A 15,395-nucleotide genomic window follows, 5' to 3' on the forward strand; every position below is an offset into this window, starting at 1 on the left:
TGTCCACGCAATGACCACTTCGCCCATTCCTACAGTTTCTGTGGTTGTCCCGGTCTACAACGCGATGCCCTACCTGGAGCGGACCCTCGCGTCAGTGGCGCAGCAGAGCATCGGTGCGGACGCCATCGAGGTCATCGCCGTGGACGACGGCAGCACCGACGGCAGCGGCGAGTTCCTGGACACCTGGGCCGACCAGAGCGCATTCCGGATGGAGGTCATCCACCAGGAGGCGTCCGGCGGGCCGAGCCGGCCGCGCAACGTCGGCCTCGACCACGCGAGCGGCACCTACGTCTTCTTCCTCGACGGTGATGACTGTCTCGGGCCGCAGGCCCTGGAGCGGCTGGTCGCCATGGCCGAGAAGAACGGCTCGGACACCGTACTGGCCAAGCTCATCGGCGTGGGGCGCAAGGTGCCCAAGCAGTTATTCGCCAAGAACGTCGACAAGGTCGATCTTGCCAAGGGCGACGTCTATTACAGCCTGATGCCGTTCAAACTGTTCCGCCGGGACATGATCGAGACGCATCAGATCCGCTTCCCGGAGCACATGCGGATCAGCGAAGACCAGTACTTCGTCGCTCAGGCCTACCTCCACAGCAAGGTCATCTCCATCGTCGGCAACTACGACTGCTACTACGTAGTCAAGCGCGGGGACGACGGGAACATCACCGCCGGCGGCCTCGACTACAGGATCATCGTCGAGCAGGCGGCACAGATGGTCGACCTGATCACCCAGCTGACCGGGCCCGGGGCGCTCCGCGACCAGCTCGTACGCCGCCACGTCCACGTCGAACTGCTGGGCCGCTTCGACCGCCGTTACCTCGACGCGGACGGCACACTGCGCGCGGAGTACGTCACCCTCGCCCGGCCCTACGCCCAGGCGTGGGTCAGCCCGGCGATCCTCGCCCAGCTGACTCTCGCCCAGCGGCTGCGGGTGCACTGCCTGCGCGAAGGGCTCGTCGACGAACTCGCCTCGGTCATCGCATGGGATCTCGCGGGCCAACCGGGCAAGGCAGAGGTCCGCGACGGCAAGCTCTACGCGGCGGCCCCCTTACCCCCCGCCGCCTACACCGAGCTGTGCGACATCACCGCCTGCGCCATCGGCGCCAGCCCCCGACGCCGCGTGGAACACCTCGCCTGGCACGGCGGCCGGATCGAGCTCTCCGGATACGCCTACCTCGACCAGGTCGACACCGACGACCTCACCACCGAAGTCATCCTGCGCCACACCGGCACCGGCCGCGAGATCACCCTGCCTGCCGAACCCATCGAGACCCCCCATCTGAGCGTCAGCCGCGGCAAGGAAACCTACGACTACGGCCGCGCCGGCTTCCGCGCCACCATCGACCTCGCCACCGCCTCCGGCAGCCAGCCCCTCGACAACGGCGCCTGGCACCTCTCCCTGCGCTGCACCGCACACGGACTGACCGCCCGCGGCAACCTCGGCAGCGCGCTCGGCCCCGATGTACCCCGCCGCCCCCTCCGGCACAGCATCCCCGGAAGCCGGCGCAGCATGAGCATAGGCCCGCGCGACGGACAGCTCAGCCTGCAGATCGGCGCCGTCTCCTCGGCCGTCTCCAGCCTCCGCCGCAACCTCGGAAAGGCCATACGCCTGATGCGCGACACCGACAACTGACCCGAGGTTTTCATCGATCAGGGAACCGGTCTCGGTGGTGCCGTCTTCTTCGACTGCGCTGAGCACGGGCGTGCCTTCCCGACCCGCGTTCGCAGCGCGGGCGTACTCGGTGACTTGTCGATCACTCACTCGGGGAGGAACGCCCTTCGCGCGTCCTTCACAGGAGCTGATCCCCAAGTACTGAGCATTGCTCGTCAGTTCCCGCGGCGGCACGCTGCGGCCCCGTCCTCCGGTCATGCGGATGCGCTCCTGACGGTTGCGGGGCGCAGTCACGAACGCGTCGCCCCAACACTCCTGGCCGCCATCGCCGTCATGGTCGAGAACATCACGGAATTGACATCCTCCCCCTCTTAAAAGAGAGGGATTCCAACCCATATGGGCTGAGGTTCACGGACGCTCGACCCCTTGGGGGGTGTCATCCTTCCGGCACCGGCTGATCGCCGGGGGCGGGGAATCCCGCCCTGTCCTGCCGCGACGTTGATACTGGCGTTGGTGTCCGCGTTGCAGGTGAAGCCGCAGGAGGAGCAGACGAACTCGGCTTGGCTCTTGCGCGAGTTCTTGTCGATCCATCCGCAGGCACTGCACCGCAGACTCGTGTAGGGGGCGGGCACGTCTTCGACGCGGCCGGGGGCCTTGTGCTCGGTGCGCTGCCGCAGAAGACCCCAGCCCTGGGCGAGGATCGCCCGGTTCAGGCCGGACTTCTGAGCGACGTTCTTGCCGGGCTGCTCGACGGTCCCCTTCGCCGAGCGGGTCATCGTCTTGACGTTCAGCTTCTCGAACCGCACCAGGTCATACGAGCGGGCGAGCATCGTCGAGGTCTTCTCGCACCAGTCCTTGCGCCGGTTCGCCTCACGGGCCTTGAACTTGGCGGCCTTGGCGTACTCGGCCGTCTTCTCGGGGCTGCCCTTCTTCGCCCGTGCCGCGCGCCGCTCGTGCTTGCGGACCTGGGCACGTTCCTTGACAGTGAGCTGCGGGCAGTTGAGGGTGCGGCCGTCGGACAGGGCGGCGGTGATCTTCACGCCCCGGTCGATGCCGATGACCTCGCCCGTGCCCGGGGCGTCGATCGGCTCGGGGATGACGGCGAACGCAACGTGCCACTGGCCGTTCCTGAACGTGACCCGGAACGTCTTCGCGCTGGGCAGGTCGCGGGTGAGGCGGAAGCGGACCCAGCCGCAGCCGGGCACCTTCACCTGGGCCCAGCGCCGGTTCAGCTTCTGCACCACGACGGAGCGGCCCATGACCTGCTTGCCGGTCTTCGTGTTCAGCTTCGGCGAGCCGTCCTCGTTGCACTCGGGCACGCGGTCGGTGCCGATGACGCGGAAGCCTTCGTGACGGAACTTTTTGCGCCAGGTCGGCTCGCCGAACCCTGAGGTGAAGCGGGCGTTCTTGGCCTTGGCGAAGTCCTTGAGGGCCTGCTGCTGTACGTCGGCGTTGCCCGTGCCGAGCCATTCGTTGTCGTGTCGGGCTTCGGTGAGCCGGCGGCACTGCTCGGCGAAACCGGGGGCGGACTTGCGCCACCTGCGCCAGTGGGAGTGCTGCTCGACGGCGAGGTTCCAGACGTACCGGGCGTGCGCGCAGTGCAGCAGCATCTGCTCCGCCTGCTCGCGCGTCGGGTACATCCGGAAACGACTCATGGTCCCATCATAGCTTCACATTGGAGCCGATGTCAGAATGGGACCATGACGAAGCATGTGAACCTCCGCCTTCCCGACGACGTGCACGCACTCGCCGTGGCTGCTGCTGCGGCTGACGACCGCTCTCTGAACTCATGGCTGATCTCCGTAGTGCGACGTGCTACCGAAGCCTCCGGGACGCCGGATCGCCCTGACGGCGATCCGGCTTCTCCTGCCCCGCTACGCGGGAAACCGGATTCACCCCCGGCCTGAAGGCCGGGGCACCCTTCGGCCTGTCCGGTGGAATGCTTCCTCATTGCCGGCAAGAAAGGGCTCGGACCGGCCTCGACCTCGAACCCGGCGAGGACCTGCTCCCCCACCCCCCGGCCCGGGAAGCATCCACGCCCGCCCCGCAAGGCGTAAGCCGCAGCCCCTGAGACCGTGCACGCCCCGCAATTGAAGATCGACATGTCGCAGGACCGCAGGAACCCGCCTCCACGCCTGCGGTTCCCGCGGCATGCCCACGTCTCCACCCTCGATCCACCCGACCAGGGAAACCACACTTCCCAGCGGCGGCCCGATGGACTGAACTCCGTACTCACCGCAGCCCAAACGACGAGATCCCGGTCAGACGATGACCGTCTGACCGGGATCTCGTGAACCCTTCGCGAGCTAACCCGCGAACGGCCCTGTAGTGCAGTGCAGTGGACCTGTGGGGATTTGAACCCCAGACCCCCTCGATGCGAACGAGGTGCGCTACCAGACTGCGCCACAGGCCCTTGCAACGAGTGAAACTCTAGCATCCCCTTCGGCGTGCTTGGAAATCCGTTCCCCGAGGCCGGAGGCGGGGCGCCGGAGATCATTCGTTGGCGGCCCGCGGGCGCTCGCCGTCCTCGTACTGGTCGAACAGCGGGGTGCGTCCGCGCTCGCGGGAGCGCCGGGCCGAGGCCGCGCGGCGGGCGTCGCTGCGTTCGCCGTCCTCCGTGTCCCTGTCCGCCGCCGCCGCGTCGTCCCGCGCACCGTCGGCGTCGTCCGGCCCGGTGGCCGTCGCGTCCCCCGCGTCCGCCGTGTCGTGCTCGGGGGCGACCGAGCTGGAGCGGGCCGAGCTCCAGGCGTCCGCCGCTCCGAGGTCCACGTCGGAGGTGGCCCGGGGTGCGACGGGGGCGGTCACGTACGTCGGCAGGGGCACCGGGACGGGGTCCCAGCTGTCGCCGTGGCCGGGGCGTCGCTGCCGCTCGCGCTGCTGGTCGATCCACTCCGCGTGGTCGGTCTGCTCGACGAGCGCCCTGCGGTCCGCGGCGAGCGCCAGCAGGCCGGGGTCGGTCTGCGGTTCGGGGTCCGCGTGCGGTTCCTCTGGACCGGCGTCGGGGCCGGGGTCCGCGGACGGCGCGTTCGCCGGCGCGGGCGCGCGCCGGCGAGGCTGACGCTCCCGCAGCCGCTGCGCGGCGACCTCGGCGCGCCTGCGGTCCATCTGGAACGCGAAGCGGCGGCGCTCCTGGGCGCGCAGATACCCGATGTATGCGCTGAGCAGGACGGCGGGCACGGCGGGCGCCCAGAGGAACGCCAGGCCGCCGACCGCCGCGACGACCGCGCCGATCGTGAAGGCGAAGAACAGCATCACGGTGGTGCGCCGGCGGCGGGCGAGCGACTTCGAGCGCTGGGCGCGGGCGGCGGCCGCCTGCGCGGAGGCCGCGCGCCGGGCGTCCGGCACCCGCCTGCCCGCGGCGGCCTGGGCGCCGGAAGCGAGGGCGGCGGGCGTGTGACCCGCGGGCGCCTGGTCGTGCGGCGGGCGGGCGGTCTGGTCGCGGTGCTCCCGCGCGGGCCTGCCCGCCGGTTCACGCGCCGGTTCGCGCGCGTGCTCGCGCGCCGGTTCACGTACTTGTTCCCGCGCCGGTTCCGGGCGGCCCGGCGCTCGCTCCGCCGTCACCTGCGGACGGGTCGGGGGCATGGCGAAGGACCGGACGTCCACCGAGTCGGTGACGGCGTCCGAGGCGTCGGCGACGGGCTCCCCCTCCTGGGTGGAGCGCGCCTTCAGGTCCTTGGCATACCGGCGCTCCATGCCCGCCCGTCCGGACAGCAGCCGGATGGCGGTGCTGAAGCGTTCCGTCGGACGGGCCTCGTTCAGCTCGTCCTGCCTACGGAGCCACATAGGCACCAAGTAGGCGGCCCAGGCCCCGACGATGACTGCGTAGATGAGGCCGCTGCTGCTCACGACTCACACGGTAGAGGGGTTTGCGTGAGGCCATCCGCCAATTGAGTCGGTGTGTCGCACGATCCGGCTGATATTTCGAACTTTTTTTGTGACCGATGCGATCAGCAGGCCGCCGAGGGGGCGAATTCCCCGCCTCAGACGGTCAACCTCCGATCATTTTCGAACACTTATTCAATTTCCCGGACTGCGGACACGCGAGGCGATTCCCGCCGGCATTCCCGGGGTGTCGCGGCGTCAGGTGCTCAGGCATCAGATGCTCAGGCGTCAGGCGTACCGGTGTCAGGCGTTCTTGTGGTCGCGGGGGAGGCTGGTGGAGCGGGTGCGCCGCCAGCGGCTCAGCAGGCCTTCCGGGATCTCCTCCGACGTCAGCGCGAACACGAGGTGGTCCCGCCAGGCCCCGTCGATGTGGAGATAGCGCGGCCGCAGCCCTTCCTCGCGGAATCCGAGTTTCTCCACCACGCGGCGGCTGGGCCCGTTCTCGGGTCGAATGCAGACCTCGATGCGGTGCAGTCCGACGGTGCGGAAACAGTGGTCGACGACAAGCGCCACGGCGGTCGGCATCACTCCGCGGCCGGCCACCGATTCGTCCACCCAGTAGCCGACGTGCCCGGAGCACATCGATCCCCAGGTGATCCCCGCGACCGTCAACTGCCCGACGAGCCGCCCCTGGTACTCGATGACGAACGGCAGCATCCGACCGGCGTGCGCCTCGGTGCGCAGGTGCCGGACCATCTGGCGGTATGTCGGCCGGTGCGCGATCGGCCCGCTCGGCGCGGGCGGCGGGATGGTCGCCTCCCAGGGGCGCAGCCAGTCCCGGTTGCGTCGGTTGACCTCGCGCCAGACCCGCTGGTCGCGCAGCTTTATCGGCCGCAGGACGACGTCGCCCTCCACCAGTTCCACGGGCCAGGACGGGCTGTTCAGCTCGCACCTCCCTGGCTCGGTCCGGGGTGGTCGCCGCCCCGGATCTGGTCGACGGTGTGGATCAGCAGGGGACCCAGGACGGCGAGGCCGTCCTTCACTCCGCCGGTGGAGCCCGGCAGGTTGACGATCAGCGTGGCGCCCGCCACGCCGGCCAGGCCGCGGGACAGCGCCGAGGTGGGCACCTTGTCGCGGCCGTACGCCCGGACGGCCTCGGCGATGCCCGGGATCTCCAGGTCGAGCACCGCGCGGGTCGCCTCCGGTGTGCGGTCGGTGGGCGAGACGCCGGTGCCGCCGGTGGTGACGATCACGTCGTAGCCCGCCTCGACGCCGGCCCGCAGCGCGGCCTCGACCGGGTCGCCGTCCGGCACGACCTGCGGACCGTCGACGGTGAAGCCGAAACCGCGCAGGCCCTCGGCGACCAGCGGGCCGCCCCGGTCCTCGTAGACGCCGGCGGCCGCGCGGTTGGACGCGGTGACCACCAGCGCGCCGTACGGCGCGAGCAGCGCCGACCCTGCGCCGTCGGCCGGCACGCCGGCGGACGCGCCGGGGGTCGTGCCGGGGGGCGCGTCCTGTGTCATGTCCGGCTCCAGTCGCCCGACTTGCCGCCCGTCTTCTCCTCCACGCGCACGTCCGTGATGACCGCTCCCTTGTCGACCGCCTTGACCATGTCGATGACGGTGAGCGCGGCCACGGAGACCGCGGTGAGGGCCTCCATCTCGACGCCCGTGCGGTCCGTCGTCTTCACCGTGGCGGTGATCTCCACGGCGTCGTCCGCGACCGACAGGTCCAGTTTCACACCGGAGACGGCGAGCGGGTGGCACAGCGGGATCAGGTCGGGAGTGCGCTTGGCGCCCATGATGCCCGCGATCCGCGCGGTGGCCAGCGCGTCTCCCTTGGGGACTCCCTCGCCGCGCAGCAGCTCGACCACGCGGGGCGAGACGAGGACGCGTCCGCTGGCCCGTGCGGTGCGGGAGGTGACGTCCTTGCCGGAGACGTCGACCATGCGGGCGGCGCCCGCGTCGTCGATGTGCGTCAGTCGGTCCTGCGTACTCATGATCGTGTGGCGCTCCCGGTCCGGGCCCGGCGCGGTGCGGCGCGGGGGCCTGTTGTGCGCGACACGGTACTCCCAACCAGGAGGTCTCAGCGGAGGAGGACCACCTCGACGTCGGCGCCCGGCTCGACGGACTCCGTGTCCTCGGGGACGACGATCAGCGTGTCGGCGTGCGCGAGGGCGGCGACCAGGTGGGAGCCGGCGCCGCCGACCGGGCGGACGGCTCCGTCGGCGTACGTGGCGCGCAGGAACTGTCTGCGGCCCTTGGGCGAGGTCAGCGCCGCGTCGGCGGTCAGCTTCGCGCGCGTGGTGGGCCGGTGGACGTCCTCGAGTCCCATGAGGGTGCGGATGACGGGCCGCACGAAGAGCTCGAAGGAGACATACGACGACACGGGGTTGCCGGGCAGGGCCAGCAGGGGGGTGTGGTCGGGGCCGACGGTGCCGAAGCCCTGGGGCTTGCCGGGCTGCATGGCGAGCTTGCGGAACTCGACGCCGCCGCCCTCCTCGTCCTCGTCGCCGACGTGCTCCAGGGCCTCCTTGACCACGTCGTACGCGCCGACGCTGACCCCGCCGGTGGTGACCAGGAGGTCGGCGCGCACGAGCTGGTCCTCGATGGTGGAACGCAGGGTGTCGGCGTCGTCGGCGACCGCGCCGACCCGGTAGGCGATGGCCCCGGCGTCGCGGGCGGCGGCGGTGAGGGCGAAGCTGTTGGAGTCGTAGATCTGGCCGCTGCCGAGCTGCTCGCCGGGCTGGACGAGTTCGCTGCCGGTGGACATCACGACCACGCGCGGGCGCGGGTGCACGCGCACCGAGCCGCGGCCGATCGCGGCGAGCAGGGCGATCTGGGGCGGGCCGAGGACGGTGCCGGCTTCGAGGGCCCGGTCCCCCGCCCGCACGTCGCTGCCCTTCGCGCGGACGTGCGCGCGTGCCTCGGCGGGCCGGTACACGCGCACCTGTCCGGAGGCCTGCTCGGGGGCGAGGCTGCGGGCCCGCATCCCGCCGACCGGGCCCTCGCCGAGCCCGCCGTCGGTCCACTCCACGGGAACGACGGTCTCCGCGCCGCCCGGCAGCGGGGCGCCGGTCATGATCCGGGCGGCCTGGCCGGGTCCCACGTGCAGCAGGTCGGCCTGGTGTCCCGCCGCGATGTCCCCCACGACGTCCAGAGCGGCGGGGAACTCCTCGCTGGCGCCCGCGATGTCCGCGACCCGTACCGCGTAGCCGTCCATGGAGCTGTTGTCGAAGGGCGGCAGCGCGACCGGCACCATGACGTCCTCGACGAGCACGCAGCCCTGGGCGTCGGGCAGTTGCAGCTCGATGGGCTCCAGCGGGCGGACGGCGGCGAGGATGTCGTCCAGATGCTCGTCCACCGACCAGAGACGGTCCTGGCCGGCGGGGCGGGGCGCGGCGGTGCTCAAGGTTGCTGCAGCTCCTCGGTGACGTAACGGCGAAGCCAGGACCGGAAGTCCGGACCCAGATCTTCACGTTCGCACGCGAGTCTGACAATGGCCCGCAGATAGTCGCCGCGGTCGCCGGTGTCATAGCGGCGGCCCTTGAAGACGACGCCGTGGACCGGGCCGCCCACCTTCTCGTCCAGCGCGAGCTGCTGGAGGGCGTCGGTGAGCTGGATCTCGCCGCCGCGGCCGGGCTCGGTCTCGCGCAGCACGCCGAACACGCCCGGGTCGAGCACATAGCGGCCGATGATGGCGTAGTTCGAGGGGGCGTCCGCCGGGTCCGGCTTCTCCACGAGGCCGGTCACCTTGACGACGTCGCCGTCCACGGTGGTCTCCACGGCTGCACAGCCGTAGAGGTGGATCTGCTCGGGGGCGACCTCCATGAGGGCGACGACGCTGCCGCCGTGCTGCTCCCGTACCTCGATCATGCGCTGGAGCAGCGGGTCGCGGGGGTCGATCAGGTCGTCGCCGAGCAGGACGGCGAACGGCTCCTGTCCGATGTGCGGGGCCGCGCACAGGACGGCGTGGCCGAGGCCCCTGGGGTCGCCCTGGCGCACGTAGTGCATGGTCGCGAGGTCGCTGGACTGCTGGACCTTGGCGAGCCGCGCGGCGTCGCCCTTCTTCTGCAGGGCCGACTCGAGTTCGTAGTTGCGGTCGAAGTGGTCCTCGAGGGGGCGCTTGTTGCGGCCGGTGACCATGAGAACGTCGTCGAGACCGGCGGAGACGGCCTCCTCGACCACGTACTGGATAGCAGGCTTGTCCACGACCGGCAGCATCTCCTTGGGAGTGGCCTTGGTCGCCGGCAGGAACCGGGTGCCGAGACCGGCTGCGGGGATGACAGCCTTGCTGATCCGTGGGTGTGACGTAGTCATGACGGCAACTCTACCCGGTGGCTTTGAGAGGAATCTGCAACTCTGCTCAATTCATGACCATATGAACATATTGAAGCTGTCGGGAGTGCCGCGGGAGCGGTGCGCGAGCGGTGCGGGAACAGTGCGGGAGTGACACATGAGCCATCTCGAAGGCGAACCGGAGCCTGACAAACGTACGTTGCGGCGCGGCTTCCTCGCCGTGCGGAACGCGTTGACGACCGACGACGTGCGTACGGCGGGCGTCGCCCTGGCCGAGCGCGCGGGAGAACTGCCCGAGTTGGCGCACGCGCGCACGGTGGCGGCGTACGTCTCCGTCGGCAGCGAACCCGGCACCCTGACGCTGCTGGACGCGCTGCACGCGCGGGGCGTGCGCGTCCTGCTCCCCGCACTGCTGCCGGACAACGACCTGGACTGGGGCGCCTACGCCGGGCAGGGCTCGCTCGCGCCGGTCCGGCACGGCGGCCGGACGGCCCTGCTGGAGCCGGCCGGCGAGCGCCTCGGCCCGGACGCGGTGACGGGCGCCGACGTGGTGCTGCTGCCCGGCCTCGCGGTCGACGCGCGCGGTATGCGGCTGGGGCGCGGCGGCGGTTCGTACGACCGCGTGCTGGCCCGGCTGGCGGCCTTTGGCGCGCGTCCCTCGCTGGTGGTGCTCCTGTACGACGGCGAGGTCGTCGACCGTCTGCCGGCGGAGGCCCACGACCGGCCGGTGCACACGGTGGTCACGCCGTCCGGGGTGCGTCGCTTCGCCTGAGACGACGACGGGCCCGCCACGCGCGTGCGCGGCGGGCCCGTCGTCCGCCTGGTCGGTCAGGGTTCGAGCGTCAAGGTTTCGACCATCAAGGCTCGAGCGTCAGGGTGTCGACGGTGCTGCCGTCGACCGCCTTCTTGCCGAAGGACCAGTCGAGCAGCTCACCGTCGGCCCACTTGTCCGTCTGGTCGGTGTAGTGGGCGCTGAAGGCATGCCCCGAGGCGCCGGTGAGGTTGATCCACTTCGACTTGTCGAGGTCGTCGAGGTTGACCACCATCCGCATCGACGGCACCCACACGACGCCGTAGCCGCCGGCCGCGTTCCAGCCGGTCGCGTCGACCGTCGCCTCGCCGCCGCCGAGCTCCCAGGGGCCCCTGTTGAGGATGTACTGCAGGAAGCCGGGTCCGCTGGTGCCCAGGGTCTGGTTGTTCAGGAACAGGCGGTGCAGCCGGCCCCAGCTCCAGGTGTCGATGTCCTTGCCGAGCTTGGCGGTCAGCTCCCAGCGTGCGTCGATCATGGCCCGCTCGAACAGCTTGTCCCGGTCGTTGACGGCCGCGGGGCGGGTGCCGACGGCGGGCGTCGTCCACCACGGGCTGTCCTTCTTCTCGACGAGTGCGCGCACCACCTCGAACCAGCGGTCGCCGCCGTCCGGCTGCGCCTGGTCGGCGTCGCGCTGTCCGCACTCGCGGACCTTGTCCGTGTCGTCGACGGGACCGGTGGTGTTGACAGGGTCGACCCACAGGCACTGGTCCTCGACGCGCAGCTCCTTGGGCAGTTTGTTGCCGAACGCCAGCTTCAGGATGTTGCGCCATACCGCGTTGAAGTAGGCGGCGGCCGCCGAGTCGGCGTCCTGGCTGTAGTCCCAGCCCTGCAGGAGGTCCTGCGCCTCACGGACGTCGGGGTCCTTCAGGTTGATCTTCAGCAGGTACGGCCGGAGCAGCTTCGCGATCTGGCTGTCGTCGTCCAGCTGCATCTGGCGCATGTCGTCCGTGGAGATCTTGCCGCCGCCCTTGATCTTGCCCTTGATCAGGTCGGTGATCCGCTGGCTGCGCGCGCCGTAGCCCCAGTCCGTGGTGAGCGTGTAGGGGTACTTGTCCTTGTCGATCACGGCCTGGTTGGCGGTGACGATGTACCCGCGCGCGGGGTCGTACTCGTAGGGCAGCTCGTCGAACTTGATGTACTGCCGCCACCGGTACCTGGAGTCCCAGCCCTCCGCCGGGACCGAGCCGTCGACGCCCTTCGCGCGCGTGGGGATCTTGCCGGGCAGCTGGTAGCCGATGTGGTTCTGGGTGTCGGCGTAGACGAGGTTCTGCGAGGGGACGTCGAAGAGCTCGGCCGCCTTGCGGAAGTCCTTCCAGTCCTTCGCCCTGTTCATGGCGAAGACGGCGCTCATGGTGGTGCCCGGCTCCAGGGCGGTCCACTTCAGGGCGACGCCGTAGCCGTCGCCTCGGTCGGGCGCCTCGCCCTCAACGGTGGCCTTCTTGCCGACGTCGACGAGTTCGTCGTCACGGTCGGACAGCAGGGGCATCCCGTCCTCGGTCTGCCGGACGACGATCTTCTTGGAGTCGCCGCCGGCGACCCTGATGGTCTCCTCGCGCGTGACGAACGGCTTCACCTTGCCGTCGTACTGGTAGCCGTCGTCCCCGGACAGCTTCTCCAGGTAGAGGTCGGTGACGTCGACGCCGGAGTTGGTCATGCCCCAGGAGATGTCCGCGTTGTGGCCGATGACGACGCCGGGCATCCCCGCGAAGGTGTAGCCGGCGACGTCGTACTGGCAGGTGCTGGAGACCTTCCGGCAGTGCAGACCCATCTGGTACCAGACGGAGGGCAGCGACGCCGACAGGTGCGGGTCGTTGGCCAGCAGCGGCTTTCCGGTGATCGTGTGCGCGCCGCCGACGACCCAGCTGTTGGAGCCGATGCCGTTGCCGTTCACGCCGACGGCGGTGGGCAGGTCGTCCAGGACGTCGTAGAGGCCCGCGAGCTGGCTCTGCAGGGCCGACCCGGAGCCGCCCGAGGTGTCGCCAGAGCCGCTGCCGTCGCCGGAGCCGCTGTCGCCGTCGTTGCCGTCGTTGCCGTCGTTGCCGTCGCTCTGCTCGAACGTCTTGGTCAGCTCGTCGTACTGCCCTTCCTGGACGATCGGCTGGTTGGTCCCGTAGGGGTACTGCGGGTACAGGTCGGCGATCTGCTGCGGGCCGAGGCGGCTGGTCATCAGGGCGCGGTCGATCTCGTCCTGCATGTTGCCGCGCAGGTCCCAGGCCATCGCCTTCAGCCAGGACACCGAGTCGACCGGGGTCCACTCGGCGGGCTTGTAGTCGTTGGTGAACCCCAGGGCCGCGTACTCCAGGGAGATGTCCGCGCCGTCCTTGCCCTTGAGGTAGGCGTTGACCCCCTGGGCGTACGCCTGGAGGTACTTCCTGGTGTCGGCCGACAGCTTGGTGTCGTACTCCGTCTTGGCGATCCGGTCCCAGCCCAGGGTGCGCAGGAACTCGTCGTTGTCGATCTGGCTCTTGCCGAACATCTCGGACAGCCGCCCGGAGGTCATGTGCCGGCGGACGTCCATCTCGTAGAACCGGTCCTGGGCCTGTACGTAGCCCTGCGCCATGAACAGGTCCGCGTCGGAGTCCGCGTAGATCTGCGGGATGCCGTAACCGTCCCGCTGGACGCTCACCGGTCCGGAAAGGCCCTCGAGCTTGATCGAACCCGTGGTCTGCGGGAAGGACGCGCGGACCGTGCTGATGGACCAGTAGGCGCCGTAGGCGATGCCTCCGATGATCGCCAGCACCAGTACAAGAACGATCAAACGGGCTTTGCGCCCCTTCTTCCTGCCGGACTTGACGGGCTTGTCACCCGATGTGGCGGTGGTGTTGGGGGGCATCGCTGTCCTTGCTGTCCTCACACTAGCGGCAGGCGGGCTGTCCTTCGATTGAGTGCTGGAGCAACCATAGGCGCAGGGGTTCGCGCGACTTGACGCGGAGTCGAGTACTGGCGCGGAAGGATGTTCGACCTCACGTCGCGGAGTGTCAAGAAATCGTCAAGAGTTAGGTAAGGTAATGAAGTACTTGGATCCGGGGCGCTCAGCTTCGTGTCCGATGTGACCAGTGCACATGTGCGCCCGTGCCCGAGGCGCGCGCGCCGGTGAAGGGAACGGCCGCTGACTGTCCACCACCTCAACCAGCTCCTGCTCGCCTGCTCCCTCGTCCTGCTCGTCGCCGTGGCAGCGGTCCGGATCTCCTCGCGCAGCGGGCTCCCCAGCCTGCTCGTCTACCTGGGGATCGGCATCGCCATGGGCCAGGACGGCATCGGCGACATCCACTTCGACAGCGCCGAACTGACCCAGGTCATCGGCTACGCCGCCCTGGTCGTGATCCTCGCCGAGGGCGGCCTGGGCGCGAAGTGGAAGGAGGTCCGGCCGATCCTGCCCTCCGCCACGGCGCTGGCGCTGGCCGGGGTCGCGGTGAGCGTCGGCGTCACGGCCACGGCCGCGCACTTCGTGACGGGACTGGAATGGCGGCAGGCGCTGATCATCGGCGCGGTGGTGTCCTCGACGGACGCGGCGGCGGTCTTCTCCGTCCTGCGCAAGATCCCCCTGCCCGCGCGCGTGACGGGCACCCTGGAGGCCGAGTCCGGCTTCAACGACGCCCCGGTGGTCATCCTGGTCGTCGCCTTCTCCACGGCCGGCCCCGTCGAGCACTGGTACCTGCTGCTGGCCGAGATACTCCTGGAGCTGGCGATCGGCGCCGCCATCGGCCTCACGGTCGGCTGGCTGGGCTCCTGGGGCCTGCGGCACGTGGCACTGCCCGCCTCCGGCCTCTACCCGATCGCCGTCATGGCGATCGCGGTCACCGCGTACGCGGCCGGCTCGCTGGCACACGGCAGCGGCTTCCTCGGCGTCTACCTCGCCTCGATGGTGATGGGCAACGCCAAGCTGCCGCACTGGCCCGCCACGCGCGGGTTCGCCGACGGCCTCGGCTGGATCGCCCAGATCGGCATGTTCGTGCTGCTCGGCCTGCTGGTCACCCCGCACGAGCTCGGTGACGACGTACTGCCCGCGCTCGTCATCGGCCTGGTGCTCACCATGGTCGCCCGCCCGCTCAGCGTCGTACTGTGCCTGACCCCGTTCCGGGTCCCCTGGCAGGAGCAGACGCTGATGTCCTGGGCCGGGCTGCGCGGCGCCGTGCCCATCATCCTGGCGACGATCCCCATGGTGAACGGCGTCGACGCCAGCCGCCGCATCTTCAACATCGTCTTCGTCCTGGTCGTCGTCTACACCCTGGTCCAGGGGCCGACACTGCCCTGGCTGGCGCGCACGCTGCGGCTGGGCGGCGACCCCGAGGCCGCCGACCTGGGCGTCGAGTCGGCGCCGCTGGAGCGGCTGCGCGGACACCTGCTGTCCGTGGCGATCCCCGAGGAGTCGAAGATGCACGGCGTCGAGGTCGACGAACTGCGGCTGCCGGCCGGGGCCGCCGTCACCCTCGTCGTACGCGACGGGACCTCGTTCGTGCCGCTCCCGGCGACCGTCCTGCGGCACGGCGACGAACTCCTCGTCGTCGCCACCGACCCCGTCCGGGACGCGGCCGAGAAGCGGCTGCGCGCCGTCGCGCGCGGCGGCAAGCTCGCCGGCTGGCTGGGCACCGGCGGCGACACCCGTTGAGTGCGCGTTTCACACCGTTCACGCCCCCGCATTTCCGAGGGCGCCCGACTCCGCGGTGCTCCTTTTCACAGGTGGAGTGCGCTTTGATCCCTGTACGATGAAGGCGCACTTTGATCGAACCAACTCTGCCTGACGCAGAGCTGGCGCGACCGTATGGCGGCCGGGACACCCCTCGCAGCGGAGACCGGCATCTACCGCAGCACGCGCAAGAGGACAGCTCTCGGCGCCCCCGCTCTCCGGACG

12 protein-coding genes and 1 tRNA gene are annotated in these 15,395 nt (G+C 70.2%); 4 read left to right on the forward strand and 9 right to left on the reverse strand.

All coding sequences use genetic code 11. The annotated features are described in order from the left end of the window. The first annotated feature begins 10 nt into the window (after positions 1 to 10). Positions 11 to 1,633, forward strand: coding sequence for a glycosyltransferase family 2 protein (locus QA802_RS17935; RefSeq protein ID WP_334523628.1), 1,623 nt, complete (start codon positions 11 to 13; stop codon positions 1,631 to 1,633). A gap of 350 nt (positions 1,634 to 1,983) precedes the next feature. Here QA802_RS17935 and QA802_RS17940 read toward each other — a convergent pair whose 3' ends face one another. Beyond that, a complete protein-coding gene (locus tag QA802_RS17940; protein ID WP_334523631.1) occupies positions 1,984 to 3,267 on the reverse strand; it encodes an RNA-guided endonuclease InsQ/TnpB family protein in 1,284 nt (427 codons plus the stop codon). Positions 3,268 to 3,312: 45 nt separating this feature from the next. Between QA802_RS17940 and QA802_RS17945 the strand changes: the two genes are divergently transcribed. Next, positions 3,313 to 3,519 (forward strand): toxin-antitoxin system HicB family antitoxin, encoded by a 207-nt coding sequence (locus tag QA802_RS17945; RefSeq protein ID WP_319168940.1) that lies wholly within the window; start codon positions 3,313 to 3,315, stop codon positions 3,517 to 3,519. Between the two features lie 432 nt (positions 3,520 to 3,951). On the opposite strand, the gene QA802_RS17950 is transcribed toward QA802_RS17945, so the two are convergent. The 7 genes from QA802_RS17950 to galU all read right to left on the reverse strand — a co-directional run bounded on the left by QA802_RS17950 (position 3,952) and on the right by galU (position 9,753). Continuing rightward, positions 3,952 to 4,025 (reverse strand) — tRNA-Ala (locus QA802_RS17950). 80 nt (positions 4,026 to 4,105) lie between these two features. Then, on the reverse strand, positions 4,106 to 5,458 hold the full coding sequence (sepX, locus tag QA802_RS17955) for a divisome protein SepX/GlpR (protein ID WP_334523635.1): 1,353 nt from the start codon (positions 5,456 to 5,458) through the stop codon (positions 4,106 to 4,108). A 279-nt stretch (positions 5,459 to 5,737) separates the two neighbouring features. Further along, positions 5,738 to 6,349, reverse strand: a complete 612-nt coding sequence (locus QA802_RS17960) for a GNAT family N-acetyltransferase (protein WP_319166946.1) — start codon at positions 6,347 to 6,349, stop codon at positions 5,738 to 5,740. Positions 6,350 to 6,375: 26 nt separating this feature from the next. Continuing rightward, complete coding sequence (locus QA802_RS17965; RefSeq protein WP_334523638.1) at positions 6,376 to 6,957, reverse strand: MogA/MoaB family molybdenum cofactor biosynthesis protein; 582 nt, start codon at positions 6,955 to 6,957, stop codon at positions 6,376 to 6,378. Next, positions 6,954 to 7,433: a cyclic pyranopterin monophosphate synthase MoaC gene (gene moaC, locus QA802_RS17970; protein WP_266721171.1), complete on the reverse strand. Its 480-nt coding sequence runs from the start codon at positions 7,431 to 7,433 to the stop codon at positions 6,954 to 6,956. The genes QA802_RS17965 and moaC overlap by 4 nt, the downstream gene beginning before the upstream one ends. Before the next feature lie 86 nt (positions 7,434 to 7,519). Then, positions 7,520 to 8,845, reverse strand: a complete 1,326-nt coding sequence (gene glp / locus QA802_RS17975) for a molybdotransferase-like divisome protein Glp (protein ID WP_334523642.1) — start codon at positions 8,843 to 8,845, stop codon at positions 7,520 to 7,522. Further along, positions 8,842 to 9,753 (reverse strand): UTP--glucose-1-phosphate uridylyltransferase GalU, encoded by a 912-nt coding sequence (galU, locus tag QA802_RS17980; protein WP_334523645.1) that lies wholly within the window; start codon positions 9,751 to 9,753, stop codon positions 8,842 to 8,844. Before galU ends, glp begins: the two co-directional genes overlap by 4 nt. Positions 9,754 to 9,889: 136 nt before the next feature. On the opposite strand from galU, the gene QA802_RS17985 reads away from it, so the two are divergent. After that, positions 9,890 to 10,504, forward strand: coding sequence for a 5-formyltetrahydrofolate cyclo-ligase (locus QA802_RS17985; RefSeq protein WP_334523648.1), 615 nt, complete (start codon positions 9,890 to 9,892; stop codon positions 10,502 to 10,504). An 85-nt stretch (positions 10,505 to 10,589) separates the two neighbouring features. Here QA802_RS17985 and QA802_RS17990 read toward each other — a convergent pair whose 3' ends face one another. Beyond that, complete coding sequence (locus QA802_RS17990; protein ID WP_334523650.1) at positions 10,590 to 13,376, reverse strand: penicillin acylase family protein; 2,787 nt, start codon at positions 13,374 to 13,376, stop codon at positions 10,590 to 10,592. 276 nt (positions 13,377 to 13,652) lie between these two features. On the opposite strand from QA802_RS17990, the gene QA802_RS17995 reads away from it, so the two are divergent. Continuing rightward, a complete protein-coding gene (locus QA802_RS17995; RefSeq protein ID WP_319166945.1) occupies positions 13,653 to 15,152 on the forward strand; it encodes a potassium/proton antiporter in 1,500 nt (499 codons plus the stop codon). The last annotated feature ends 243 nt before the right edge of the window (positions 15,153 to 15,395 follow it).

Source organism: Streptomyces sp. B21-105, assembly GCF_036898465.1.
Classification (GTDB): domain Bacteria; phylum Actinomycetota; class Actinomycetes; order Streptomycetales; family Streptomycetaceae; genus Streptomyces.

Bases quoted from the DNA above. Each gene is read 5' to 3' on its own strand.
- QA802_RS17935 (WP_334523628.1), top strand. From the start codon at position 11: ATGACCACTTCGCCCATTCCTACAGTTTCTGTGGTTGTCCCGGTCTAC.
- QA802_RS17940 (WP_334523631.1), bottom strand. From the start codon at position 3,267: ATGAGTCGTTTCCGGATGTACCCGACGCGCGAGCAGGCGGAGCAGATG.
- QA802_RS17945 (WP_319168940.1), top strand. From the start codon at position 3,313: ATGACGAAGCATGTGAACCTCCGCCTTCCCGACGACGTGCACGCACTC.
- QA802_RS17965 (WP_334523638.1), bottom strand. From the start codon at position 6,957: ATGACACAGGACGCGCCCCCCGGCACGACCCCCGGCGCGTCCGCCGGC.
- moaC (WP_266721171.1), bottom strand. From the start codon at position 7,433: ATGAGTACGCAGGACCGACTGACGCACATCGACGACGCGGGCGCCGCC.
- galU (WP_334523645.1), bottom strand. From the start codon at position 9,753: ATGACTACGTCACACCCACGGATCAGCAAGGCTGTCATCCCCGCAGCC.
- QA802_RS17985 (WP_334523648.1), top strand. From the start codon at position 9,890: ATGAGCCATCTCGAAGGCGAACCGGAGCCTGACAAACGTACGTTGCGG.
- QA802_RS17990 (WP_334523650.1), bottom strand. From the start codon at position 13,376: ATGCCCCCCAACACCACCGCCACATCGGGTGACAAGCCCGTCAAGTCC.